We start from the raw sequence: 24524 nt of genomic DNA, 5'->3' as shown, positions 1-24524 counted from the left end.
CCAATAATGATAGATGAAACCTTTGTGGATCTATCGCGATTACAGTTTGCTGTTACCGCTCTCTTTCATTTCTTATTCGTACCGTTAACGATAGGTATGACCTGGATTTTAGTTATTATGGAATCGGTTTATGTTATGACCGGTCGCGAAATTTATCGTGATATGACTAAGTTTTGGGGAAAATTGTTTGGTATTAACTTTGCAATTGGTGTGGCGACAGGCCTTACCATGGAATTTGAGTTTGGTACTAACTGGTCTTATTACTCCCATTACGTAGGTGATGTTTTTGGGGCTCCCCTGGCAATTGAAGGTTTAATGGCATTCTTTTTAGAATCGACCTTTGTAGGTATGTTCTTTTTAGGCTGGGACAGACTCTCTAAACGCCAACATTTAGGTGCAACCTTTTTAATGGCCATTGGTACTAACATGTCGGCGCTGTGGATTTTGATTGCCAACGGTTGGATGCAAAACCCAGTAGGTGCTGAATTTAACTATCAAACCATGCGCATGGAAATGACCAGCTTTGCTGAGCTTGTGTTTAATCCTGTAGCACAAGTTAAGTTTATTCATACCGTATCAGCAGGTTATGTAGCTGCATCTATGTTTGTACTGGGCATAAGTAGTTGGTACATATTAAAAGGTCGTGATTTAGCGTTTGCTAAACGTTCTTTTTCGGTCGCATCGGGCTTTGGTTTAGCATCAATTTTATGTGTAATTTTACTCGGTGACGAATCAGGCTACGAAGTAGGCGAAGTCCAAAAAGTGAAACTTGCCACAATTGAAGCCGAATGGCACACAGAAGAAGCTCCGGCTGCGTTTACCGCATTTGGTTTTCCTGATTCAGAAGAGCAAGTAACACATGCGGCGGTTAAAATACCTTACGCACTTGGGTTAATTGCTACGCGCTCACTAGATGAGCAAGTAACGGGTATTAACGACCTAGAAAAACAACATGAAGTACGTATTCGCAACGGTATGATTGCTTATGAATACCTTACAAAACTCAGAAACGGTGAAGATACGCCAGATAATATTGCCAAATTTAATACTCTAAAAGATGATTTAGGGTATGGCTTGCTACTTAAGCGCTACACACCTGATGTTGTAGATGCTACTGAAGAACAAATTCAAAAAGCTGTTAAAGACTCTTTTCCTAAAGTAGGCCCTATGTTTTGGTCATTTAGGATTATGGTTGCCTGTGGTGTGGCCATGCTAGGTGTATTTATATTGGCATTTTACTACAACGCACACCGCGTTATTGAGCAAAAACGCTGGTTGTTATGGGCTGCCGTATTGAGTATTCCACTACCTTGGATAGCGATTGAGTTTGGCTGGATTGTTGCCGAGTATGGTCGTCAACCTTGGGCTATATCTGAAATACTGCCGACCTTTTTAGCCACGTCGTCACTAACAGTAAACGATATTTTAATTAGCTTAACTGGGTTTATTGTTTTCTATACTGGTTTAGCCATTGTTGAAGGCTGGCTGATGATCCGCTTTGTTAAGCAAGGACCAAGCTCGCTTCATACTGGTAAGTATCATTTTGAATTACCAAACAAAGCTGAGAAAACTGAAGGAGAGCAATCATGATTTTTGATTATGAAACATTAAAAATGCTTTGGTGGTTGATCATTGGTGTGCTGCTTATTGGCTTTGCTATTACCGATGGCATGGATATGGGCGTTGCTATGTTGCTTCGCCTAGTTGGTAAAACAGATTCAGAGCGCCGTACGGTAATTAATACCATTGGTCCACACTGGGATGGTAACCAAGTATGGTTTATTACCGCAGGTGGCGCGTTATTTGCAGCGTGGCCTATGGTTTATGCAGCTGCATTTTCGGGCTTTTACTTTGCCATGATGCTAGTACTATTTGCTCTATTTTTTAGACCACTAGGGTTTGATTACCGCAGTAAAGTAGACTCAAAACGCTGGCGTAATAACTGGGATTGGGGTCTGCTTGCAGGCAGCGCAATTCCAGCATTAGTTTTTGGTGTAGCTTTTGGTAACTTATTTTTAGGCGTACCATTTAATATTGATAACTTAATGCGTGTTAGCTACCAAGGTTCATTTTTTGGTTTACTTAACCCGTTTGGTTTGCTTGCTGGTTTAGTGAGTATCACTATGCTAATTGCTCATGCTGGTATGTGGTTACAGCTTCGTACAGCTGATGCAGTAGCAGAACGCTCAGGGCAATATGGTCGTTATTCACTGATTGTGTTTATTATACTGTTTGCAGGCGCTGGTTTTTGGGTTGCTAATTTAACGGGTTACCAAATTGTATCTATGCCTGATACACAAAGTCATGCAGATCCATTAGCTAAAGTAGTAACAACAGCCCAAGGCGCGTGGCTTAGCAATTACAGTGAACGCCCATGGACTATGACCTTTCCTATTTTAGCGTTTGTAATGGCACTAAGTGCGCTATTGTTTTCTAAATCGAACAAACCAGCACTTGGACTTATTTCAACAAGCTTAATGTTAATTGGCGTGATTATGACGGCCGGTGTTTCACTGTTCCCATTTATTATGCCATCAAGCAACAATCCAAATATTAGCTTAACAATTTGGGATGCGGTATCGAGCCATAAAACGCTCAATGTAATGTTTGTTGCAGTGTGTATTTTTGTTCCACTTATTTTAACTTACACCACCTGGTGTTATGTAAAAATGTGGCGCAGAGTAACGGTTGAAGAAATTGAAAACAACACTCACGGTAGCTACTAAGGAGACTAAACTATGTGGTATTTCGCTTGGATTTTAGGTGTACTTTTGGCCTGTACCTTAGGTGTAATAAATGTAATGTGGTACGAATTTCATCAAAATAAAAACAGCATTGCTGATGATGAACAAGCCATGCACGATTTATTAAACGATGCTAACAACACAAAAGATGACGACTAACCCCCGACCAGATCGCGCGCAGCAGCAATCACTGCGCGCTTTTTTAAAGCGTCAAAGTAAACCCGCTGCAGTGTGGTTAAAGTTAAGCATAGCACTGGGTACCTTTAACGCATTACTGATGATTGCAGGTGCTTATTTACTTGCGCAAACTATTCACAACGTTATGTTTGAAGGTAATAATTTAGCCCAAGTTACTCATTTATTATGGCCCTTAGCAGGCATTATTTTATTGCGCGCGGTGTTTTTAGCGTTAAGCGAACGCTTGAGTGCATATGCTGCACTTAAAATAAAATCGGCTATGCGCCAAACACTTCTAAATAAGCTCAGCTTACTTGGGCCAAGCTATATAGAACAACACGGCCAAGGCGCTACATTAAATACCCTACATAATGGCGTAGAAGCACTCCACGACTATTATGCTAAATACCTACCTGGTGCTGCTTACAGCGCGCTTATTCCGCTGGCAATATTAGTTGTTATTTTTCCGACAGATTATAAAGCTGGGCTGATATTTTTATTAACCGCCCCGCTCATTCCTTTTTTCATGATTTTAGTAGGCTCAAAAGCCGAAGCTTTAAACCAAAAACGCTGGAAGCAACTTGCTGTACTGGGCAATTACTTTTTTGACCGCGTACAAGGTTTAACTCAACTCAAGCTATTTAATGCAACACGTACCGAGCTTAAACAAATAGCTAAAATTTCAGATGATTTTAGACACGCTACACTCGATGTTTTAAAAATCGCGTTTTTATCATCATTTGCACTTGAGTTTTTAGCCACCATTAGCGTGGCATTAGTCGCAGTAATTATTGGTTTTAGACTGTTTTTTGGCACTCTTGATTTTGCTACTGGCTTTGTGGTGCTACTTTTAGCGCCTGAATTTTATTTACCACTGCGCCAGCTAGGTAGCCATTACCATGCACGTTTACAAGGCATTAGTGCCGCTGCCGATATGGTTGCGATTTTAAATGCACCACTGCCAAGTGACGAAAATGCGTCAGTGACTACAAGCTCGCCTGAAAACAATTTAACTTTAAATGCAATTAACTCCATAAGTATTACCGACCTCAATTTTATATACCCAGATAGTAACGAAGGGATTAAAAATATAAATTTAACATTGCCAAATAAAGGCTTAATTGCAGTTGTGGGCAGTAGTGGCTCAGGTAAAAGTACGTTGTTTGATTGCTTATTAGGGTTTCACCCTGAGGTGATTAACAACCTATCTATTAATGATCAGAGTTTAAGTACAACCGATATTACTTACTTGCAAAATAATATTGCATGGATACCACAACAAGCGACGCTATTTTACGACACCATTGCTGCCAACATTAAATTGGCCAAACCCACTGCCACACAGCAAGAGCTTGAACACGCGGCAAAACAAGCTGGTGTGCTTGAATTTATTAATACCCTACCCGATGGTTTTAACACGCTGATAGGTGAGCAAGGCGAAGGGCTTTCTGGCGGTCAAAAACAACGTATTGCACTGGCTCGCGCATTTATAAAACAAGCACCAGTCTTAGTGCTTGATGAGCCCACTGCGCACCTTGATAGCCAAACAGAGCTGCTTATTCAAGATGCTATTAATGAATATGCTAAAAACAACTTAGTGTTAGTTATTGCCCATAGATTAAATACCGTTAAACATGCCAGCAATATCATTGTGATGCACGATGGAAAAATAGCTGAGCAAGGTCACTTTGAAACACTTGCAGCGCAAAATGGTGCATTTGCTGACTTACTAAAAACGGCTGAACAAGGGGTGGCGCATGCGTAATTTTATTCGCTTATTAAAGCTTTGTGCTCCTCATTACAAAGCTATGCTATTGGGTACATTTTTAGCGACGATTACGGTATTAGCTAATGTGGGTTTATTGGCTATATCTGGTTGGTTTTTAGCATCAATGGCCGCTGCAGGTATTGCAGGCGTGCAAATGAATTATTTTACTCCTGCCGGCACGATTCGTTTTTTAGCAATTGTGCGAACAGCATCGCGCTATGGCGAACGCCTAGTTACTCATAACGCCACGTTTTTATTACTAAGTGAAATACGTACCAATGTCTTTACAACGTTAAGTAAGCTTAACAATGTTGATTTAGCAATGAGCCGCAGCGCTGATTTAGTTAACCGATTACAAAACGATGTAGACGCACTCGATAAATTTTATTTAAACGTTTTACTTCCTATGCTGGTCGCTCTTTTAAGTGTGCCAATCATCGTGCTGTTTATGTCGGCCTATAATGGCAACGTCGCCCTTATTTGCTTTACTGGCATTATACTTATTGGTGTGGTTATACCTGCCCTACTCAGCGCAAAGCTCACTAAAAACAGCCATAAAGAAACACAACTGAGTGCACAACTTCGCTCTGAGCTTTCAGATACACTTACAGGCCTTAGAGAGCTTAGTATTTATCAAGCCCGTTCGCAGCAACTTAATAAGTGCGACGAATTAAGCGAGCAGTACAATCAGCAATTATTTATTCGCCACAAAGCACTGGCAAACTCAGATGGATTAAGCTTGTTGGTTGTTCAATTAGCCATGCTTGCTAGCATAGTAACCATTGTCCCACTGGTTTACGCAAGCAGTATGGTAAATGTAGAACTTGCTATGTTAAGTTTGTTTGTACTGGCAAGCTTTGAAAGCGTATTACTACTACCCAACGCGTTTATAGAGCTTCCAAGTGTTTTAAAAGCAGCAGAGCGATTGTTTACACTTGAAGATAAAGCAGCTAGTTCGCAAATTGAAAGTAAACATGTAGACATTGATGAAAACTTTAGCGCGCAAAATCACACGTTAGTACTTAACAATATTAGCTACCAATATGGTGAACAAACAGCGCTAACTAATATCAGTTTTGAACTAATGCCTCAGCAAAAGGTAGCAATTGTAGGTAGAAGCGGCAGCGGTAAAACGACGCTTGTAAATTTACTTACTGGTTTATGGCCTTTGCAACAAGGCAGCATAACGCTAAACAATCAAAATAGCGTTGTTGACTTACATTCGTTAAATAATGATATACGCGCAAATGTTATAAATATACTCGCCCAGCAGCACCATATTTTTGATGGCACATTAAGTGAAAACTTACGTTATGCCGCGCCAAATGCAACCAAAGAGCAAATGATTGAAGCGCTCGCATTAGCTCAATTGAGCCCATGGTTTAATGAGCTAAAAGAAGGTTTAAAAACACGATTAGGCACTGGCGGGCGTAACGTGTCGCAAGGTCAATCTAGGCGTATAGCCATTGCCCAAGCATTACTTAAAAACCCTGCTATTTTAGTACTTGATGAACCAACTGAGGGTCTTGATAATCAATCTAAGCAAGGGGTAATGCAAGCAATAATGCACGTTATGAATAACGCCAGCGTGCTGACAATTACGCACGATCCTGCCCTTCTTGCTCAAATGGATAATGTTGTATGGTTAGAAGACGGCAAAGTAGTCGCACAAGGCTCTCATAAAGAGCTCAGTAGCACTTATCCCGACTATGTTGCGCTAACTACCCGGTTTTAAAACCGTTACTGATACATCAATAACGCCGACTTTAGGGTCGGCTATCTTTTTAAACATACTCTTTGATAAATCAATAATACGACCTCGCACATACGGGCCTCTATCGTTAATTCTTACCGTGACTGATTTATTATTAGCGAGGTTGGTAACAACGACCTTAGTGCCAAAGTCGAACTCTAAATGGGCTGCTGTGGCGGCCTGTTGGCTAAAGCGCTCTCCGTTGGCAGTTGTTCTCCCGTGATATTTGTCAGCATAAAAAGATGCTTTACCAACTTGAGTAACCTCTCCAGTAGATGATTTAACAATAGGTTGGCTACTACAAGCGGCTAACGCTGAAGTAATAAAAAGAGTGACAACTAACTTAGGTAAACGCATAGGATGACTTTTATTATACAAATTAGATGCATACTAACTTGAGCTCGCTGAGTATTAACTGAATTAGGTCTAAACCGTGGGCAATAAAAACCACCTTCGATTTATCATCTAGGGTGGTTTTTTATGCTTAGAGCAAAACGCGCGAATTATCTTACAATGCCGCGCTCTGAGCTTTTAACAAAGTCGACCATCAATTTCACAGCAGGGTACTTTTCGGCATCTTCACTAAGCGATTCAATCGCTTCGTCTGCACCTAAGCTTTTACGGTAAAACGCTTTGTATGCACGGCGTACAGCCATAATTTCATCACTTTCGAAACCACGACGTTTCATGCCTTCTTTATTGATAGCGGCAGGACCTGCTGGCATACCAATGGTAGTAACAAAAGGTGGTACATCTTTGTTAACACCTGAATACATACCAATAAAGGCATGTGCACCAATTTTACAAAACTGATGAACTCCCGAATTACCACCTAAGATAACCCAGTCGCCTACATGTACATGGCCGGCCACACTTGCATTGTTAGCAAAAATTACGTTATCGCCAATTACTGCATCATGTGCAACGTGTGTATAAGCCATAAATAAGTTATTACTACCAATTTTAGTAACGCCTTGGTCTTGAATTGTACCACGGTGAATAGTGGCACATTCACGGATAACATTGTTATCACCCATGATTAATGTGGTTGGCTCGTTGTTGTATTTTTTGTCTTGGCAGGCTTCGCCCACAGACGCAAACTGAAAAATATGATTGCCAGAGCCAATAGTTGATGGCCCTTTAACAACAACATGAGACTCAATAATACAGTTATCACCGATAACAACATCATTGCCAATATAACTATACGGACCAACTGAGACATTGTTGCCTAGTTTAGCGCCAGGTTCGATTATTGCTGTAGAATGGATCACTATTAAAACTCTCTTCTCGCACACATAATTTCGGCACTACATACAACTTTGCCGTCGACTCTAGCTTCTGCAGCAAACTTCCAAATGTTGCGACGTTCTTTTAAAAACTCAACATGAAGATGCATTGTATCACCTGGGATCACTGGCTGTTTAAAACGTGCGTTATCAACAGCAGCAAATAAATATAGTTCGTTTTCACTACGATTTTCTACTGTTTTAAAACCTAATAAACCCGTGGCTTGCGCCATTGATTCTAATATTAGCACACCAGGAAAAATTGGCTGATTTGGGAAATGGCCAGTAAATATAGGTTCGTTTATAGAAACATTTTTAATAGCATGTAAAGATTTGCCAGGTGTAAAATCAATAACACGATCAATTAATAGCATCGGGTAACGGTGCGGTAATAAACTTAAAATTTCTTGAATATCAAGGCTATTTAATTCGTTTGCCAAAATAGCATCCTTATTAGTGTTCAACGTTATGACTTAGCCAATGCTTCCAGCGCTTTAAGACGAGATTTCATGTCTGAAAGGTTACGCAAGTGAGCTATTGATTTACGCCATTCTTTGTTTGTTGTATGGGGCATACCAGATGAGTAAATACCTGGTTCGGTGATTGATTTTGTCACCATACTCATGCCGGTAATTATAACACCATCACATACAGACATGTGACCATTAATTGCAACCATGCCACCAATTTGACAGTTTTTACCAATGGTAACGCTTCCTGCAAGTACGGTGCAGCCCGCGATTGCGGTGCCTGAATTAACTTCAACGTTGTGCGCTATTTGACACTGATTATCGATAATAACATTGCTATGAATGATGGTATTGTCCAGTGCGCCACGATCGATTGTGGTACTTGCACCTATTTCAACTTTATTACCTATGATCACAGAGCCAAGCTGAGGTATTTTTACCCACTGCCCGCGTTCGTTCGCATAACCAAACCCATCACTACCTACAACACTATTTGCTTGAAACAAACAATCTGAACCAATTTCAACATCGTGATAAATAGTCACACTAGGCCAAAGCTTAGTGCCAGAACCTATTTTAACACATTCGCCGATAAAACTGTTCGGACCAATTTGCGCGTTGTCACCAATCACTGCATTAGCTTCAATGACTGCGTTAGCACCAATTGCGGCGCTGTCACTAACAATAGCTGTTGGATGCACCGTAGCGCTTGGATGAATACCTGTAGATGCTGATCGTGGCGTCGTATCCATAAATTGCGCTAATTTTGCGTAACTTACATACGGATTAGCAACAATAACTTTACTACCACTAAAGTACTCTGCATCGGCTTGGCTTACTATTACAGCGCTAGCTTGAGTGGTCTCAAGTTGCGTGCGATATTTTGAGTTCGCTAAAAATGCAATATGCCCAGAATGGGCATTTGCAAGTGTCGCTATTTTTTTTATTTCTAAAGCGCCATCACCCTGAAGTTCGGCGCCTAGAAGTTCCGCAATTTGCGAAAGCGTATAATTTTGCATAGAGTGATTATTTCTTACTAACAGCGGCTACAACTTTAGATGAAAGATCAGTCACTTCTTTAGGGTTAAAGTAAATTGTTGTGTCTTTTACTTTAACTTCGTCGAAGTCACCATCTTTAGCAATCTCTTCAATCGTCTTGATGATTACACCTTGAACTTTAGCAAGCTCTTGGTTTTGACGTGCTTTAATTTCTTGCTCTAAAGGACGGCCTTGTTCAGCAAGATTTTTTTGCATGCCCTGAATTTTTTCACGTAATGTATCTTTTTGAGCTTGGCTCATAGTGGTACTTTCACGTTTAAATTTTTCAGCTTCAAAACGAATATCGCCTTGTAGCTTTTCAAGCTCTTGACGGCGCTCAGCAAACTCAGTTTGTAAAGACTGTTCAATTTTAGCCATTTGAGGAATTTGCTTGTAGATTTCTTGCATGTCAACAATACCTACTTTATGTGCAAGTGCACTCGCAGAAGTACCCATCATTAAAGTTGCTAAAACTGCTACAGCTGTTGATTTAAATAATTTAGTCATAAAAAACTCCTTTAAAAAGTGTTACTAATGTTAAAGCTGATGGTTTTCGTATCGTCATCTTCTTCTTTTTGCAATGGATACGCAAAACTGATCAGCATTGGACCCATTGGAGAGATCCATTGTAATGAAAGACCGGTTGACACCCTAAAGCGCATAGGGTCTGAATAGTCATCTAATTTAGCACGCTCATCTGGTGCTAGGTTTTGGAAACGGTCTACATTAAACTCTGTATCCCATACGTTAGCAGCATCAACAAAGAAGCTCGTACGTACAGAGCTGGTATTTTCTTCATCTAAGAATGGCGTAGGAACAATTAGCTCCATACCTGCCACTGCTTTAGCATTACCACCAATACGGCCTTGTGGCACTAGAATATCAAATTCTGATGCGCCACCAATGCTACCGGTTGTAGTACCGTCTGCACCTGGCGTACCTGGAATAGACTGCGGTATACGCGATACAGCACGTGGTAATATTGTATTACGGTCAAAGCCACGTAGTTCCATTTCCGTTATACGGAAGTACTCTTGGAATGGAAGTGTTTGCTCATACCCGTTTGTAGAACCATAACCATTACCATAACCAAGTGCTGCACGCGTCGAGAATACCCAACGGTGGTCATTTGATATAGGCCAGTAAAAACGCGAATCGTAATTCAGTTTAAAGTACTGAAGATCTGAGTTAGGCGTTGTTGCTGTTAAGTTTAGAGTTTGACGCGAACCCGCTGTTGGGAATAAACCACGGTTAACGGTGATACGCGACCAACCAACACTCAGCTCATACTTAGTAAAGTCAAAGCCTGCATCTGGGTTATCTGGATCTAAGAATGTTTCACGAAGTACACGCGTTTGCTCGTACTCTGCAATATCCGAAAGCTCTTCTTTAATCCAACGGGCGCCAAAGTTAACACGATTTACAGCATCAATTGGAAAACCAATATTTGTGCCTAAACCATAACTTTTCGATTTATATTCAACAAGGCTAAATTTACTTGCATCGTAGTTTCTGTAAAAGATGCTACTGCCTTGCGATACACCATCTGGCGTAAAGTATGGGTCTGTGTACGATAAGCTTAAGCTTTCAGAACCTGTAGAGGTATTAAGGTTTAAACCAATTTGGTTACCTGTGCCTAAAAAGTTAGATTCTGTTACACCAATATTAAACTGCAGACCTAAGTAAGAACCATAAGCAAGGCCAGCATTAAAGCTACCCGCTGATTGCTCTTTTACAGTAAAGTCTACATCTACTTGGTCATCCACACCTGGTACAGGCACTACGTTAAAATCAACAGTTTCCATATAAGGCAAACGTTGAATTTGTAGTTTTGAACGCTCAAGGTTTTGATTAGATAACCAGGCGCCTTCAAGTTGTGTCATTTCACGGCGAAGTACTTCATCAGCTGTATTTTGGTTACCACCAACAATAATACGACGAACGTATACACGCTTACCTGGATTAACCGATAGTGTTAGTTGTACTTCTTGCTTTTCGTCGTCAATTTCTGGAATTGTACGCACTTCAGCATTAGCGTAACCAAAACGTGCTAAGTAGCTTTTAATAAATTCTTCTGACGAAGTAACGACTGAGCCATTGTAAAGCTCACCTGCTCTAAGTGGGATAACACTTTTAATTAAGTCTTCACGGCCAAGCAAGTCACCAATAAAGTCAAAGCCTTTAACGGTATATTTTACGCCTTCAGTTAAGTTAGCTGTAACGTAAACTGATTCACGCTCAGGGCTCACTGATACTTGCGTTGAATCGATATTAAAACGTAGGTAACCACGGTCTAAATAATAACTACGAATTTTTTCTAAATCGCCTTCAATGGTTTGCTTTTGGTAGCGATCGCTACCCATAAACTGCCACCAAGGTAAATCTTGCTGCGATTCAGCAAGTTTAAGAAGCTCTTCATTAGAAAAAAGTTCATTACCCACTAAGTTAATTTGTCGGATAGAAGCTGCATCACCTTCATCAAACTCTAATTTAAGTTTAACGCGGTTACGAGGCAACTTAGTAATACTGATATCTACTTTAGCGTTGTATTTACCAATACTGTGGAAAAACTCAACTAAGCCCTTTTCGATACTATCGATAACGGTTTTATCAAGTGGTTCACCTTGGCGAATATCTTGCTGATCAAGAGACTCATTAAGCTGCTCGTCTTTAATGTCTTTATTGCCTTCAAACTCAATGAAGCTGATGGTAGGACGTTCCGTTACTTTAAAAATAACGTTGTTGCCATCACGAAGGGCTTTTATGTTATCAAAGTGCCCAGAACGATAAAGTGACTTTATTGTTTTTGAAATCGTATAGTCATCAACATTATCGCCTACGTTAATAGGAATATGTGTTAGCGCTGCACCAAGTGCTACACGCTGTAAACCTTCAACTTTCAGGTCTTCAACAATAAAGGAGTTTTGGCCTAGGGCTGCAAAACTTGCACCCAATAAACTTGTTACTGCCAAATGTTTTTTTATAGCCATTTTATTATCTTTATCCTTTACAACTGTATTACCGCATAACACCCTACTAAAGTGGTGCTTTACAATCGTGTTCTAATTAGTAATTTGCCACGCTGTAAAACTACAAACGCGATACATCATTGAACAAAGCGAAACATGTTAGAAAAATGAGCAACAAGGCGCCCACTTTAAAACCAAACTCTTGTGTCTTTTCAGAGACCGGCTTTTTACGAAAAAGTTCAATTATGTAATACATTAAGTGTCCACCATCAAGCACTGGTAAGGGTAATAAATTAAATACACCCAAGTTAACGCTTATTAAGGCTAAAAAGCTTAAAAAGGCCACTAACCCATAGCTTACGCTAGTTCCAGCGCCTACTGCAATGCCCACGGGGCCACTTAAATTCTTAACCGAAACCTGGCCTGTAATTAAATTACCAATCATATCAAAACTGAGTGTAATTAAGCGCCACGTTTCTTTTGTGCCTCGCACGATACTATCGAGCGGGCCGTAATGTCTAGTCTCTACATAACCATCAGGCCATTGCTGTACAACAGGAGCAACGCCTAAAAAGCCTTGCTCAATACCGTTATTATCAATGCGCCCTTTAGGGGTTACTGTAATGGCTTTTATAGTATCTTGTCTTTTTACACTAAATTGTAAAGATTTGTTAGCTGATTGCGTAATAAGATTAACTAATTGCTGCCAATTGCTTATTGTTTCACCGTTTACAGCCAAAATTTTGTCATTAACTTGTAAATTAGCGTGTTCTGCAGCTGAATCTTTAGTCACCGCGGCAATTGTTAAAGTGGCTTGAGGTCTAAACGGTACAATACCTAACGAGCTTAGTGGTGGCACGTCTTGCTGATCTAGTTTCCACCCCTCTAAATTAAGCGTTTTAACACGTGGTTGAAGGTTTTTATCGCGCACTATCACTTCAACGCTTTCTTCACCTAAATTAGACATAAGTGCAAACGTGGCATCTTGCCATGTCGTTATATCATCATCACCAATTTTTATAATATGTTGAGAAGGCATAATGCCCGCTTGCTCTGCCCGGCTACCCTCGGTAATGCTACCTACCACAGGCTTTACCGACTGCACACCCACCATATACATTACAGCAAGAGCAAAAATGGCAAACAAAAAGTTGGCCATTGGACCCGCTGCAACTATGGCAATACGTGCATGTACAGATTTAGCGTTAAACGACAAGTGACGTTGGTTTGCCGGCACGTCATCAACACGCTCATCAAGCATTTTTACATAACCGCCTAATGGAATAGCCGCAATCACATATTCGGTATTATATTTATCGTGCCATTTTAACAATGGCTTACCAAAGCCAATTGAAAAACGCAGCACTTTAACGCCCATTTTTCGTGCAACCCAAAAATGGCCATATTCATGTATGGCCACTAAAATACCAAGCGCTAAAATAAATGAGCCAAGATTCCAAAAAAAATCAAACATATTAATGCGCCACTTTTGTTATAAATTCTGAAGCGCTAATACGCGCTAATTTATCGCACTCTAAAATTTCATCTAAGCTTTGTACATTGGTATACGTTGCAGCTTCAAGCGTTTGTGCATTTATTTTGTATATATCAGTAAAACCAATTTTACCGTTTAAGAATGCACTTACTGCTATCTCATTTGCAGCATTAACCGTTGTAGTCGCGCCCTGCCCTGCACTACACGCATCAATCGCTAATTGTAAATTTGGATAGCGAGAAAAGTCAGGCTTGGTGAATGAGAAATCACATATATCAGAGAAGTTTAACGGTTTAACGCCTGCATTAATTCGCTCCGGGTATGCAAGTGCATGGGCAATTGGCGTGCGCATATCAGGGTTACCCATTTGCGCTAAAATAGAACCGTCATGATATTGCACCATTGAGTGAATAATACTTTGTGGATGAATCACTACGTCTATATCACTGGTGTCGCAATTGAATAACCACTTAGCTTCAATAAACTCTAAGCCTTTATTCATCATAGTGGCCGAGTCTACTGATATTTTTTGACCCATCGACCAGTTAGGATGCGCCACGGCTTCACTTACAGTTACATCTTTTAGTGTGTTTATATCGCGCGTTAAAAACGGGCCACCAGAACCGGTTAGCAAAATTTTACTTACGCCATGTTGCTGTAAATTTTGATCGCCTTTGGCATTTTGTAACGAAGAAGGTAGACATTGAAAAATAGCATTATGTTCGCTATCAATTGGCAGCAAGGTCGCTTTATGTTGTTTAACTTTATCAATAAACAACTGACCTGACATAACTAACGATTCTTTATTAGCAAGGAGTACTTTTTTACCTGCTTCTACTGCACTTAATGTTGGCAGTAAACCAGCTGCACCTACAATTGCCGACATCACGACATCAACATCTGGGTGAGCACATAAGTCGCACATTGCTTGCTCGCCGTGCATAACAAGCGTTTGGCATTGTGTATTAGCTAAATAAGCAGATAGCTGCTCAGCGGCTTGCTGGGTAGCCATAATCGCATAAAGTGGTTCGTGTTCAATACACAGCTCAGCCATTTTTTTTGCGTTTTGCCCTGCAGCTAAAACAAAAACATCAAATAACTCTTTATTGCGCGATACAACATCTAGTGTACTTAAACCAATTGAACCTGTTGCGCCTAAAATAACCAGCAATTGCTTTTGGCTCATAAACTAAGAGTCCACGCATAGCACATTACAAACATTGGAGCTGCAGCCGTTAAGCTGTCAATGCGATCTAAAATACCGCCGTGCCCAGGTAAACAACGGCCGCTATCTTTTAAACCGGCTTCACGTTTAAACATGCTTTCCAGTAAATCACCTACCGCAGAGAACAATGCAATAAATGCAGTCATTATCGCGTAGATAGGCCAAACACCTAAGTCAACATCGGTAAAGTGACAAAATGCTAAAACAAAAATGATAGAAGCGACTACACCGCCTGCTAACCCTTCAATTGTTTTATTAGGGCTCACTTTTGGCATAAGTTTATGCTTACCAAAGCTCTTACCTGAAAAATAAGCACCAACGTCTGCACTCCACACAATACCCAATACGACTAAAATAAGTACAGAGCCAAAATGTGTTGATTCAGCATATTGCGCACTGCGCAGCGTATTTAGTGCAAGCCATAACGGCACAAGTGTTAATAAACCTGCAATGCCGCGCATTACTAAACCTTCATTCCACGCTTTAGCCATTTCTGGATAGCGCCAAATTAAATAACTAGCAACAATCCACCAAGCAAACGAAAGCGTAAATACGTAATTTGCATCACCTACTAGCTTGCCATTTTCCCATAGTGATTCAATAGGCCAATGTAAATTAAGCAGGCCAAGTAAGGCTGCAATCAATACAACAAAAGCACCACGTTTGAGCTTATCGCATAAACCCATAAACGCAGACCATTCCCATGCGCCTAATAATACTATTGCACCGGCAAAGTAACTAAATAACGTAAGCGGTGTATAAAAAACCAAAGCTAATGCCGATGGTGCAAGCACAAGTGAGGTTAAAATTCGTTGTTTTAACAAAATGTGACCCTTATTCTATTTAGGTTTGAGCGAGTAATTGTTTTATTTGTTCGCCCGTACAACCAAAACGTCGCTCTCTGGCAACGTAACACGCTATAGCCTCAGCAAATGCTGCTTCATTAAAATCAGGCCAAAGTATCTCGGTAAAGTAAAGTTCTGCATAAGCAACTTGCCATAGTAAAAAATTACTAATACGAACATCGCCACCAGTGCGAATAAGTAAATCAGGTTCAGCCTGATCTGCCATGCTCATATGCTGTGCTAAGCGCTCTTCTGTAATATCTTCTGCGTTGAGTGTGCCTTGCGCAACTTGCAAAGCAAGTTGTTTAGCCGCGTTAGCCATATCCCAACGACCACCGTAATTAGCTGCAACATTTAAGCGCAATCCGGTATTATTTTCAGTCAGCTTATGCGCAGCGTCTACCTTGCTACGTAATCCTTCAGAAAATCGTGATAAATCTCCAATAATGGTCAGTTTTACATTGTTTTTATGAAGCTTTTTAACTTCCTTTGTTAAAACAAATAAGAAAAGCTCCATTAAAGTGTTTACTTCGTCTTCAGGGCGGCGCCAGTTTTCACTACTAAAAGCAAATAAGGTTAACGATTGTATCCCTAATTTAGTACAAAACTGAACAGATTGACGAACTGCGTCTACTCCTTTTTTATGCCCATACACACGAGGTCTATTTCTAGCTTGTGCCCAACGTCCGTTCCCATCCATGATGATAGCAACATGTTTAGGTAAACATTGCTGTGAAATTGTGTCAGCATCTAGAACCATAAATATCGAGTATTCCATAAAAAAACGCCGCCTAGTATACCCTAGACGGCGTTTCAAAACTAATAATTTTAATAGGTCCTGTCGACCTTTCAGGATTGTAATTTATTCAATCTAGGCAGAACCCTTTGGGCAGCGCGTTTTTAGATTTTATGCATTGCTATCGCCTAATAATGGGAAATAACCACACTACATAGGCTATGCCTTGCCTTAAAACCAAACACACTACTGCAAACTCTACCTTAAAAGATAAACAGGCCCTACTTAGATTTCCATTAACTCTGCTTCTTTAGCAGCTAATAGAGTATCCATTTCTTTGATAAACTTATCTGTAAGTTTTTGAATCGCATCATCTGATTGACGCGCTTCATCTTCAGATATTTCTTTATCTTTTAATAAACCTTTTACATCGCCATTAGCATCACGACGAATGTTACGAATAGCAACACGACCGCCTTCAACTTCACCACGTACAATTTTGATTAGGTCTTTACGACGCTCTTCTGTAAGTGGAGGAAGTGGTACACGAATAACAGTACCTGCCGACATAGGGTTTAAACCTAAGTCAGACGCCATAATTGCTTTTTCAACAGCTTGCGCTAAAGACTTATCAAATACACCAATAGCAAGTGTACGAGAATCTTCAATTGTTACGTTAGCAACTTGGTTTAAAGGCGTTGGTGCACCGTAGTACGACACCATAATGCCATCTAGGATTGCAGGATGTGCACGGCCAGTACGAATTTTAGATAATTGGCTACCTAGTGCAGTTACACTTTTTTGCATGCGCGCTTGCGCGTCTTTTTGAATATCGTTAATCACGGTTTAATCCTAATTATTTGATTATTTCATCTGAGGCTTGTGAAGAAATAAGTGTTCCTTCTTCTTCACCCATAATTACGCGTTTTAGCGCGCCTGATTTATTCATATTAAATACGCTCAATGGCATATTGTGATCGCGGGCTAGAGTAAATGCCGCTAAATCCATAACTTTTAATTCTTTTTCAATGATTTCATTGTAGCTTAAGTGGCTGTAAAGCGTCGCTTCTGGGTTTTTAACAGGATCATCACTGTACACGCCATCCACTTTAGTCGCTTTAATTACTGTATCCGCTTCAATTTCAATACCGCGTAAACACGCTGCAGAATCGGTAGTAAAAAATGGGTTACCGGTGCCCGCTGCAAAAATAACAACGCGGCCAGTTTTCAATAAACTAATTGCTTCAGCCCAGTTATAAGCGTCACATACACCATTTAGCGGAATAGCCGACATTAAACGACAGTTTACAAATGCACGGTGTAGCGCATCACGCATTGCAAGGCCATTCATAACCGTTGCAAGCATACCCATGTGGTCGCCTACTACGCGGTTCATACCTGCTTCTGCAAGTGAACCACCGCGTAAAAAGTTACCTCCACCAATAACTAAACCCACTTCTACGTCAAGCTCTACTAGCTCTTTAATTTCTTGTGCCATACGGTCTAAAACTTTAGGGTCGATGCCGAAGCCTTCGTCTCCCATTAAAGCTTCACCACTTAATTTGAGAAGAACACGTCTAAAAATAGGTTTGCGATTGATAGTCATAGTATAGGGGCCAACTTTTATTGAATTATGGATAAAAAATAACCGCGCTTATGTTAAACATAAAAGCGCGGTTATTTTAAAGAATTTCTAGCTGTGAAGCAAAACCAAATAGTACTTTAATTGCATCTAATTTCCTTTTGCATCACAAATAGTTAATCTTACTGACCTTTAGCAGCTGCAATTTGAGCAGCAACTTCAGCAGCAAAATCTTCTTCTTTCTTCTCGATACCTTCACCAACTTCTACACGTACAAAGCCAGTAACTGTTGCGTTTTTCTCTTTAAGAATATCGCCAACAGATTTTTTAGGTTCCATGATGAAAGCTTGACCAGTAAGAGAAACCTCACCAGTGAATTTTTTCATGCGACCAACAACCATCTTCTCAGCGATTTCAGCAGGCTTGCCTTCATTCATCGCGATTTCGATTTGTACTTGCTTTTCTTTTTCTACAACGTCAGCTGGTACGTCTGAAGGAGTTAAGTACTCTGGACGTGAAGCAGCAACATGCATTGCAACGTGCTTAAGTGTTTCTTCATCAGCAACACCTGCAACAACAACACCGATACGGTCGCCATGACGGTACTCAACTAGGTTTTCACCAGCGATGTACTGCAGACGACGTACGTTGATGTTTTCGCCAATTTTAGTTACTAGCTCAACACGGTCTTCTTCAAACTTAGCTTGTAAGTCTTCGATAGTAAGAGTGTCAGCAATTGCAGCTTCAGCAACTTTATCAGCAAATGCTAAAAAGCTTACGTCTTTTGCAACGAAGTCTGTTTGACAGTTAACTTCTACTAGTACTGCAACACCAGCGTTTTGCTTGATGATGATAGTACCTTCAGCAGCAATGTTACCTGCTTTTTTAGCAGCTTTAGCAGCGCCACTTTTACGCATGTTTTCAATCGCTAACTCGATGTCGCCATCAGTCTCAGTTAACGCTTTTTTACAATCCATCATGCCAGCGCCTGTGCGCTCGCGTAATTCTTTAACTAGGGCAGTAGTTACAGCCATTAGTAAATCCTCAAATCTGAAATCTGGTTTAGATAAGCGGGTTACCCGCTCTACAAGAATAACAAGTCTTCACCTTAAAAAGATGAAGACTTGATGATAGCTAATTACTCAGCTTCAACGAAATCGTCTTTCTCAGCTTGAGCAACGATGTTATTCTCGCGACCTTCAGTGATAGCAGCTGCAACAGCGCTAGTGTAAAGGCTTACAGCACGGATAGCATCATCGTTACCAGGAACGATGTAATCAACGCCGTCTGGGTTAGAGTTAGTATCAACGATTGCAACAACAGGGATACCTAGGTTGTTTGCTTCACGGATAGCAATGTGCTCGTGGTCAGCATCGATAACGAAAAGCGCGTCTGGAAGACCGCCCATGTTTTTGATACCACCAAGGCTCTTTTCAAGCTTTTCCATTTCGCGGTTAAGCATTAACGTTTCTTTCTTAGTTAATTTCTCGAAAGTACCGTCTTGGCTTTGTGCTTCAAGGTCTTTAAGACGCTTGATTGATTGACGTACAGTTTTCCAGTTAGTCAACATACCACCTAACCAACGGTGATTTACGAAGAACTGATCGCTTTCTAAAGCAGCTGCTTTAACTGCGTCGCTTGCTGCGCGCTTAGTACCAACGAAAAGAACTTTACCTTTGTTTGCTGCAGCACTTGATAAAAACTTAAGTGCGTCGTTGAACATTGGTACAGTTTGCTCAAGGTTGATGATATGTACACGGTTACGTGTGCCGAAGATGAAAGGCTTCATCTTAGGGTTCCAGTAACGTGCTTGGTGACCAAAGTGAACACCAGCTTGAAGCATATCGCGCATTGAAACGTTTGCCATTTTATAGATCCTCTATAGTTGTTTAGGGTTAGGCCTCCACATATCCCATAGCACCAACACCGAAGTAATTAAACTTCAAATGCACCCAAGTGTATGTGACGATACGTGTGTGTGTTAAAATAAAATTGTGTTTGCCTTAAATACAAAAAATCATTTAAGAATTTATTTGTAAAAAGACGGCGCGCTTTATACCATATTAAAATTAAATACTCAACGTCGCGTGCAAAATTTGTTCGGCGATAAATGTTAGAAACTCAACTTTGGAGCCTCAATGAGCGCTATTATCAAGACCCCTGAAGAAATAGAGAAAATGCGCGTAGCTGGGCGCTTAGCGGCCGATGTACTTGAAATGATCGGCCCTCATGTAGTGCCGGGTGTTACCACCGATGAGCTAAATACACTTTGTCATGATTATATTGTTAATGTGCAACAAGCAATCCCTGCTCCGTTAAATTATCATGGCTTTCCAAAATCAGTTTGTACGTCAGTTAATCATGTTATTTGTCACGGAATTCCAAATGACAAAGCATTAAAAGAAGGCGACAGCGTAAATATTGACGTAACAGTCATTAAAGATGGCTACCACGGCGATACTTCTAAAATGTTCCACGTTGGAACACCAAACATCCAAGCTAAGCGTCTTTCAGAAGTAACACAAGAAAGCTTATACCTTGCTATTAAAATGGTAAAACCAGGTGTGCGCTTAGGTGATATTGGCTCTGCTATTCAAAAATATGCCGAAAGTTTTAATTACTCTATTGTTCGTGAATATTGCGGCCACGGTATTGGCGCAGGATTTCACGAAGAACCACAAGTAATGCACTACGGTAAAGCGGGTACTGGCGAAACTCTAAAAGCGGGCATGTGCTTAACAATTGAACCAATGGTTAATGCGGGTAAACGCCAATGTAAGCTACTTAAAGATGATTGGACTGTAGTAACTCGCGACCGCAGCTTGTCTGCACAGTGGGAACATACTTTATTAGTGACTGAAAATGGTGTTGAAATTTTAACGCTACGATCAGATGATACTATCGACAGGATCATAGAACACTAATAATAAATAAGAAATTAGGAGCCAGCCCACGTGGCATTACCCAACAAAGTAAAAAAGTTGCTCAGCGATGCTGAGCAACTTAGTGATTATCGCGATTGTTCTAGCTATTTTTATAAATGGTTACATAACGAATTTTCTAAACAACCGGTTGGGAATTTAATTAATGCCCGGGCTGAGTTTATTGACCGCCTACTAATTAAGCTTTTTCATGTTTACGACTTAGCGTGCGAACCTGATTTAGCATTAATAGCAGTAGGCGGATACGGACGAGGGGAGCTACATCCCTACTCCGACATCGACTTTTTATTGCTTGTAACTAAACCGCCAAGCGAAGAAATATGCGAAAAAATAGGCCAGTTTGTCACCATGCTATGGGATCTCAACTTAGAGATTGGTCACAGCGTGCGCACTATAGAACAAGCCATTGATCAAAAACGTGAAGACGTTACTTTTGCCACCAGCTTACTTGAAAGCCGCCTTATTTTTGGTAATCATATTGAGTTTGAAAAACTCAAAACGCATATTCTAGAAACACCCGTATGGCGCTCCGGTGAGTTTTTTACTGCCAAAGTTCAAGAACAAAACTTACGTCACAAAAAGTGCCATGGTACCGCGTATAATCTTGAGCCAAACATTAAAGAAAACCCCGGTGGCTTGCGCGACTTGCAAACTATTATTTGGGTTGCAAAAAAGCACTTTAGAACCGAAACCCTGCAAGAGTTAATAAGTCACGGTTACTTAAGCCATGAAGAGTTTCAAGAGCTTTCTGAGTGCCTAGAGAACCTATGGAATATTCGCTTTGCACTGCATCTAGCCGCAGGTCGGGCTGAAAACCGCTTATTGTTTGATCATCAACCACAAGCCGCCGAAATTTTAGGTTTTGGTAGCGACGGTAAAGCCTCTGTTGAGCGAATGATGAAGCGCTTATTTAGAATAATGAGCCGCGTGCGCGAACTTAACCAAATGCTACTTTCATACTTTGAGCAAAGTATCATGCCCGAAAGTAGTGAAAAAACGGTGATAGAGCTCGACAGAAACTTTGAACAAGTGGGCCATCAAATACGTGTAAAAGATCCATCTGTATTTTTTAGACGTGACCAACTTTTTGTATTGTTTGAGCACATAGCAGACAACCCTGCAATAACGCATATTTACCCAAGCACTATTCGTACAATTCGCCAAGTACGCCGCCGATTATTGGGGGATTTACAAGATTATGCAGCCTGTCGTGAAGCCTTTTTACGCTTAGTTAAACACCCTAATGGCATGGGCCGCGCATTTACGCTTATGCACAAGCACGGCATGCTTGCCGCCTACTTACCGCAGTGGCGTAATATCTTTGGGCAAATGCAGTTCGATTTATTTCACGCCTACACCGTAGATGAGCATACTCACAAATTAATCAAAAATATTTACGAATATTTTGATAAAACAGGCATTAGCGAGTTTCCGATTTGTAGTGAAATAGTCACTCGCATGGATAAGCCTGAGTTACTTTATTTAGCCGGTATATTTCACGACATTGCTAAAGGCCGAGGGGGAGATCACTCAGAACTTGGCGCTGTTGATGCTATAGCCTTTGCTAAATTACATGGTTTTTCATCCTCTGATGCAAAATTAGTTGCATGGCTTGTAAGTAATCATTTACTTATGTCGGTTACCGCGCAGCGTAAAGATATTAACGACCCTGCCGTAATAAAAGACTTTGCAACACGTATTAAAACAGAGCGCCAACTCGATTACCTATATTGTTTAACCGTTGCCGACATACGTGCAACCAACGACAACTTATGGAACGATTGGAAAAACACCCTACTGCGTGAATTGTACTTGCACACGCAGCGCGCATTACGCCTAGGGCTTGAAAACCCAATGGATCAGCGCGACCAAATTCGCGATAAAAAGCACCAAGCTAAACAACGTCTACTCAACTTAGGTTACCCTGAGAATAAAATTGATTTAATTTGGAGTCGCTTTAAAGCCAATTACTTTACCGCCTTTAGCGAACAGCAAATATCGTGGCAAAGTGAGCATTTATTAAGTAGCACCGATTTAAGCCAACCCAGTGTAATTGTATCTAACAAAGCAATGCATGGTGGTACACAAGTATTTGTATACAGCCCCTACTCTGGTGCGCTATTTGCGAGATTAGTGAGTGTAATTGGCTCTAAAAAAGCACAAATACAGCACGCGCAAGTACTGACCACAAAAGACGGTTACGTCCTGTTTAGTTTTGTAATACTTGAAGTAAGTGGCGACCCTATTGCAAGTGGTCGAGCGCAATCAATTAAACGCGGGCTTGAGCAAGCACTTAGCGATCCACGTAAAAAAATTCGCTTTAAAAAGAGCCGCTCTCAACGCTTTAAAGATTTTAATATTAAACCTAAAATTGTGTTGCGCCCACATGCACGCAAAGACCGTAGCTTAATAGAAATTCAAGCCGTCGATATACAAGGTTTACTAACCAAAATAGCCGAAGTTTTCCAAGCGCATTTACTACACATTCACGCTGCCCGTATTACAACGGTAGGTGAACGTGCCGAGGATTTCTTTGTTGTATCTAATAACGAATACCAAGCGCTGACTGATGAAGAGCAAGCAAAAATTCATCAGGCATTACGTAAAAAATTCAACGCCGAAACAGAATAGAGGACACACATGTCAGATTTAAAAACGATGATCGAAAACGCATGGGACAACCGCGATAGCATTAGCCCAAGCACAGTATCAAGCGACGTAAAACAAGCCATTATTGACGCACTTGATTTACTTGATAGTGGCGCAGCACGCGTTGCCGAAAAAATATCAGGTGAATGGGTTGTACACCAGTGGCTTAAAAAAGCAGTATTACTGTCGTTTCGTATTCGCGACAACCAACCAATGAACGACGGTGTAAACCAGTTTTATGACAAAGTACCGCTTAAATTTAGCGACTACACGCCAGAGCAATTTCAGCAAGGTGGTATGCGCGTAGTACCAAACGCTGTAGCGCGCAAAGGCAGCTTTGTAGGTAAAAACGTCGTACTTATGCCATCGTACGTAAATATTGGCGCATACGTTGACGACGGCACCATGGTTGATACATGGGCAACTGTAGGCTCGTGTGCACAAATTGGTAAGAACGTACATTTATCAGGTGGCGTAGGCATAGGCGGCGTTTTAGAGCCTCTACAAGCTAACCCAACTATCATCGAAGACAACTGTTTTATTGGCGCACGTTCTGAAATTGTTGAAGGCGTAATTGTTGAAGAAGGCGCAGTAATTTCAATGGGCGTTTATATCAGCCAAAGCACCCGTATTTACGACCGTGAAACCGGCGAAATTCACTACGGCCGCGTACCAGCAGGCGCAGTAGTTGTACCAGGCGCACTACCATCTAAAGATGGCACCCACAGCCTTTACGCTGCAATTATCGTGAAAAAGGTAGATCAACAAACACGTGAAAAGGTTGGCATAAACGCCCTACTACGCTCAATTGATGATTAATAGTCGGTTGGGTTGAGGGAAAC

At 40.9% G+C, this 24524-nt stretch carries 22 protein-coding genes; 8 read left to right on the top strand and 14 right to left on the bottom strand.

The window, feature by feature from the left end; translation table 11 throughout:
- Window positions 1–6 precede the first annotated feature (6 nt).
- The 5 genes from GQR53_RS04390 to cydC are packed head-to-tail and all read left to right on the top strand — an operon-like array spanning window position 7 to window position 6424.
- Complete coding sequence (locus GQR53_RS04390; RefSeq protein ID WP_165742993.1) at window positions 7–1590, top strand: cytochrome ubiquinol oxidase subunit I; 1584 nt, start codon at window positions 7–9, stop codon at window positions 1588–1590.
- Window positions 1587–2726 carry a cytochrome d ubiquinol oxidase subunit II gene (gene cydB, locus GQR53_RS04385; protein ID WP_165742992.1) on the top strand — a complete coding sequence of 380 codons (1140 nt, stop codon included), beginning with the start codon at window positions 1587–1589 and terminating at the stop codon, window positions 2724–2726. The genes GQR53_RS04390 and cydB overlap by 4 nt, the downstream gene beginning before the upstream one ends.
- 12 nt (window positions 2727–2738) lie before the next feature.
- The gene (gene cydX, locus GQR53_RS04380) at window positions 2739–2903 is read left to right on the top strand and encodes a cytochrome bd-I oxidase subunit CydX (RefSeq protein WP_002958303.1); all 165 of its coding nucleotides are present in this window, start codon (window positions 2739–2741) and stop codon (window positions 2901–2903) included.
- On the top strand, window positions 2893–4686 hold the full coding sequence (cydD, locus tag GQR53_RS04375; protein ID WP_165742991.1) for a thiol reductant ABC exporter subunit CydD: 1794 nt from the start codon (window positions 2893–2895) through the stop codon (window positions 4684–4686). The genes cydX and cydD overlap by 11 nt, the downstream gene beginning before the upstream one ends.
- The gene (cydC, locus tag GQR53_RS04370; protein ID WP_165742990.1) at window positions 4679–6424 is read left to right on the top strand and encodes a thiol reductant ABC exporter subunit CydC; all 1746 of its coding nucleotides are present in this window, start codon (window positions 4679–4681) and stop codon (window positions 6422–6424) included. The genes cydD and cydC overlap by 8 nt, the downstream gene beginning before the upstream one ends.
- On the opposite strand, the gene GQR53_RS04365 is transcribed toward cydC, so the two are convergent.
- The 14 genes from GQR53_RS04365 to rpsB all read right to left on the bottom strand — a co-directional run bounded on the left by GQR53_RS04365 (window position 6407) and on the right by rpsB (window position 19958).
- Window positions 6407–6799: a septal ring lytic transglycosylase RlpA family protein gene (locus GQR53_RS04365; protein WP_149602336.1), complete on the bottom strand. Its 393-nt coding sequence runs from the start codon at window positions 6797–6799 to the stop codon at window positions 6407–6409. The genes cydC and GQR53_RS04365 overlap by 18 nt on opposite strands.
- A 146-nt stretch (window positions 6800–6945) precedes the next feature.
- Window positions 6946–7716: an acyl-ACP--UDP-N-acetylglucosamine O-acyltransferase gene (lpxA, locus tag GQR53_RS04360; RefSeq protein ID WP_165742989.1), complete on the bottom strand. Its 771-nt coding sequence runs from the start codon at window positions 7714–7716 to the stop codon at window positions 6946–6948.
- Between the two features lie 2 nt (window positions 7717–7718).
- Window positions 7719–8171, bottom strand: coding sequence for a 3-hydroxyacyl-ACP dehydratase FabZ (fabZ, locus tag GQR53_RS04355; protein WP_002958310.1), 453 nt, complete (start codon window positions 8169–8171; stop codon window positions 7719–7721).
- A 26-nt stretch (window positions 8172–8197) separates the two neighbouring features.
- On the bottom strand, window positions 8198–9220 hold the full coding sequence (gene lpxD / locus GQR53_RS04350; RefSeq protein WP_165742988.1) for a UDP-3-O-(3-hydroxymyristoyl)glucosamine N-acyltransferase: 1023 nt from the start codon (window positions 9218–9220) through the stop codon (window positions 8198–8200).
- Between the two features lie 7 nt (window positions 9221–9227).
- Window positions 9228–9746, bottom strand: coding sequence for an OmpH family outer membrane protein (locus GQR53_RS04345; protein ID WP_165742987.1), 519 nt, complete (start codon window positions 9744–9746; stop codon window positions 9228–9230).
- A gap of 11 nt (window positions 9747–9757) precedes the next feature.
- Entirely contained in the window at window positions 9758–12229 is a 2472-nt protein-coding gene (gene bamA, locus GQR53_RS04340; protein WP_024606270.1) for an outer membrane protein assembly factor BamA, read from the bottom strand.
- A gap of 100 nt (window positions 12230–12329) precedes the next feature.
- Window positions 12330–13682 (bottom strand): sigma E protease regulator RseP, encoded by a 1353-nt coding sequence (rseP, locus tag GQR53_RS04335; protein ID WP_165742986.1) that lies wholly within the window; start codon window positions 13680–13682, stop codon window positions 12330–12332.
- Between the two features lies 1 nt (window position 13683).
- Window positions 13684–14889, bottom strand: coding sequence for a 1-deoxy-D-xylulose-5-phosphate reductoisomerase (gene ispC / locus GQR53_RS04330; RefSeq protein WP_165742985.1), 1206 nt, complete (start codon window positions 14887–14889; stop codon window positions 13684–13686).
- Complete coding sequence (locus tag GQR53_RS04325) at window positions 14886–15752, bottom strand: phosphatidate cytidylyltransferase (RefSeq protein WP_024606268.1); 867 nt, start codon at window positions 15750–15752, stop codon at window positions 14886–14888. The genes ispC and GQR53_RS04325 overlap by 4 nt, the downstream gene beginning before the upstream one ends.
- 19 nt (window positions 15753–15771) lie before the next feature.
- Window positions 15772–16551 (bottom strand): isoprenyl transferase, encoded by a 780-nt coding sequence (locus GQR53_RS04320; RefSeq protein ID WP_165742984.1) that lies wholly within the window; start codon window positions 16549–16551, stop codon window positions 15772–15774.
- Between the two features lie 243 nt (window positions 16552–16794).
- Window positions 16795–17352, bottom strand: a complete 558-nt coding sequence (gene frr, locus GQR53_RS04315) for a ribosome recycling factor (RefSeq protein ID WP_002958318.1) — start codon at window positions 17350–17352, stop codon at window positions 16795–16797.
- A gap of 13 nt (window positions 17353–17365) precedes the next feature.
- Window positions 17366–18115 carry a UMP kinase gene (pyrH, locus tag GQR53_RS04310; protein ID WP_024596498.1) on the bottom strand — a complete coding sequence of 250 codons (750 nt, stop codon included), beginning with the start codon at window positions 18113–18115 and terminating at the stop codon, window positions 17366–17368.
- Window positions 18116–18273: 158 nt separating this feature from the next.
- Window positions 18274–19125 carry a translation elongation factor Ts gene (gene tsf, locus GQR53_RS04305; protein WP_002958320.1) on the bottom strand — a complete coding sequence of 284 codons (852 nt, stop codon included), beginning with the start codon at window positions 19123–19125 and terminating at the stop codon, window positions 18274–18276.
- A gap of 104 nt (window positions 19126–19229) precedes the next feature.
- The gene (gene rpsB / locus GQR53_RS04300) at window positions 19230–19958 is read right to left on the bottom strand and encodes a 30S ribosomal protein S2 (protein ID WP_002958321.1); all 729 of its coding nucleotides are present in this window, start codon (window positions 19956–19958) and stop codon (window positions 19230–19232) included.
- A 271-nt stretch (window positions 19959–20229) separates the two neighbouring features.
- Between rpsB and map the strand changes: the two genes are divergently transcribed.
- The 3 genes from map to dapD are packed head-to-tail and all read left to right on the top strand — an operon-like array spanning window position 20230 to window position 24501.
- Window positions 20230–21015: a type I methionyl aminopeptidase gene (map, locus tag GQR53_RS04295; protein WP_165742983.1), complete on the top strand. Its 786-nt coding sequence runs from the start codon at window positions 20230–20232 to the stop codon at window positions 21013–21015.
- Window positions 21016–21045: 30 nt separating this feature from the next.
- Window positions 21046–23664 (top strand): [protein-PII] uridylyltransferase, encoded by a 2619-nt coding sequence (glnD, locus tag GQR53_RS04290; protein ID WP_165742982.1) that lies wholly within the window; start codon window positions 21046–21048, stop codon window positions 23662–23664.
- A gap of 9 nt (window positions 23665–23673) precedes the next feature.
- Entirely contained in the window at window positions 23674–24501 is an 828-nt protein-coding gene (gene dapD, locus GQR53_RS04285) for a 2,3,4,5-tetrahydropyridine-2,6-dicarboxylate N-succinyltransferase (RefSeq protein ID WP_149591838.1), read from the top strand.
- Window positions 24502–24524 lie beyond the last annotated feature (23 nt).

This window comes from Pseudoalteromonas sp. Z9A6 (genome assembly GCF_011378805.1).
GTDB lineage: Bacteria > Pseudomonadota > Gammaproteobacteria > Enterobacterales > Alteromonadaceae > Pseudoalteromonas > Pseudoalteromonas distincta.
The sequence above is the reverse complement of the archived record's forward strand: the minus strand, read 5'-3'. Positions and strand labels throughout refer to the sequence as shown.

Bases quoted from the DNA above. Each gene is read 5' to 3' on its own strand.
- GQR53_RS04390 (WP_165742993.1), top strand. From the start codon at position 7: ATGATAGATGAAACCTTTGTGGATCTATCGCGATTACAGTTTGCTGTT.
- cydB (WP_165742992.1), top strand. From the start codon at position 1,587: ATGATTTTTGATTATGAAACATTAAAAATGCTTTGGTGGTTGATCATT.
- cydX (WP_002958303.1), top strand. From the start codon at position 2,739: ATGTGGTATTTCGCTTGGATTTTAGGTGTACTTTTGGCCTGTACCTTA.
- cydD (WP_165742991.1), top strand. From the start codon at position 2,893: ATGACGACTAACCCCCGACCAGATCGCGCGCAGCAGCAATCACTGCGC.
- cydC (WP_165742990.1), top strand. From the start codon at position 4,679: ATGCGTAATTTTATTCGCTTATTAAAGCTTTGTGCTCCTCATTACAAA.
- GQR53_RS04365 (WP_149602336.1), bottom strand. From the start codon at position 6,799: ATGCGTTTACCTAAGTTAGTTGTCACTCTTTTTATTACTTCAGCGTTA.
- lpxD (WP_165742988.1), bottom strand. From the start codon at position 9,220: ATGCAAAATTATACGCTTTCGCAAATTGCGGAACTTCTAGGCGCCGAA.
- GQR53_RS04345 (WP_165742987.1), bottom strand. From the start codon at position 9,746: ATGACTAAATTATTTAAATCAACAGCTGTAGCAGTTTTAGCAACTTTA.
- bamA (WP_024606270.1), bottom strand. From the start codon at position 12,229: ATGGCTATAAAAAAACATTTGGCAGTAACAAGTTTATTGGGTGCAAGT.
- rseP (WP_165742986.1), bottom strand. From the start codon at position 13,682: ATGTTTGATTTTTTTTGGAATCTTGGCTCATTTATTTTAGCGCTTGGT.
- ispC (WP_165742985.1), bottom strand. From the start codon at position 14,889: ATGAGCCAAAAGCAATTGCTGGTTATTTTAGGCGCAACAGGTTCAATT.
- GQR53_RS04320 (WP_165742984.1), bottom strand. From the start codon at position 16,551: ATGGAATACTCGATATTTATGGTTCTAGATGCTGACACAATTTCACAG.
- pyrH (WP_024596498.1), bottom strand. From the start codon at position 18,115: ATGACTATCAATCGCAAACCTATTTTTAGACGTGTTCTTCTCAAATTA.
- tsf (WP_002958320.1), bottom strand. From the start codon at position 19,125: ATGGCTGTAACTACTGCCCTAGTTAAAGAATTACGCGAGCGCACAGGC.
- rpsB (WP_002958321.1), bottom strand. From the start codon at position 19,958: ATGGCAAACGTTTCAATGCGCGATATGCTTCAAGCTGGTGTTCACTTT.
- map (WP_165742983.1), top strand. From the start codon at position 20,230: ATGAGCGCTATTATCAAGACCCCTGAAGAAATAGAGAAAATGCGCGTA.
- dapD (WP_149591838.1), top strand. From the start codon at position 23,674: ATGTCAGATTTAAAAACGATGATCGAAAACGCATGGGACAACCGCGAT.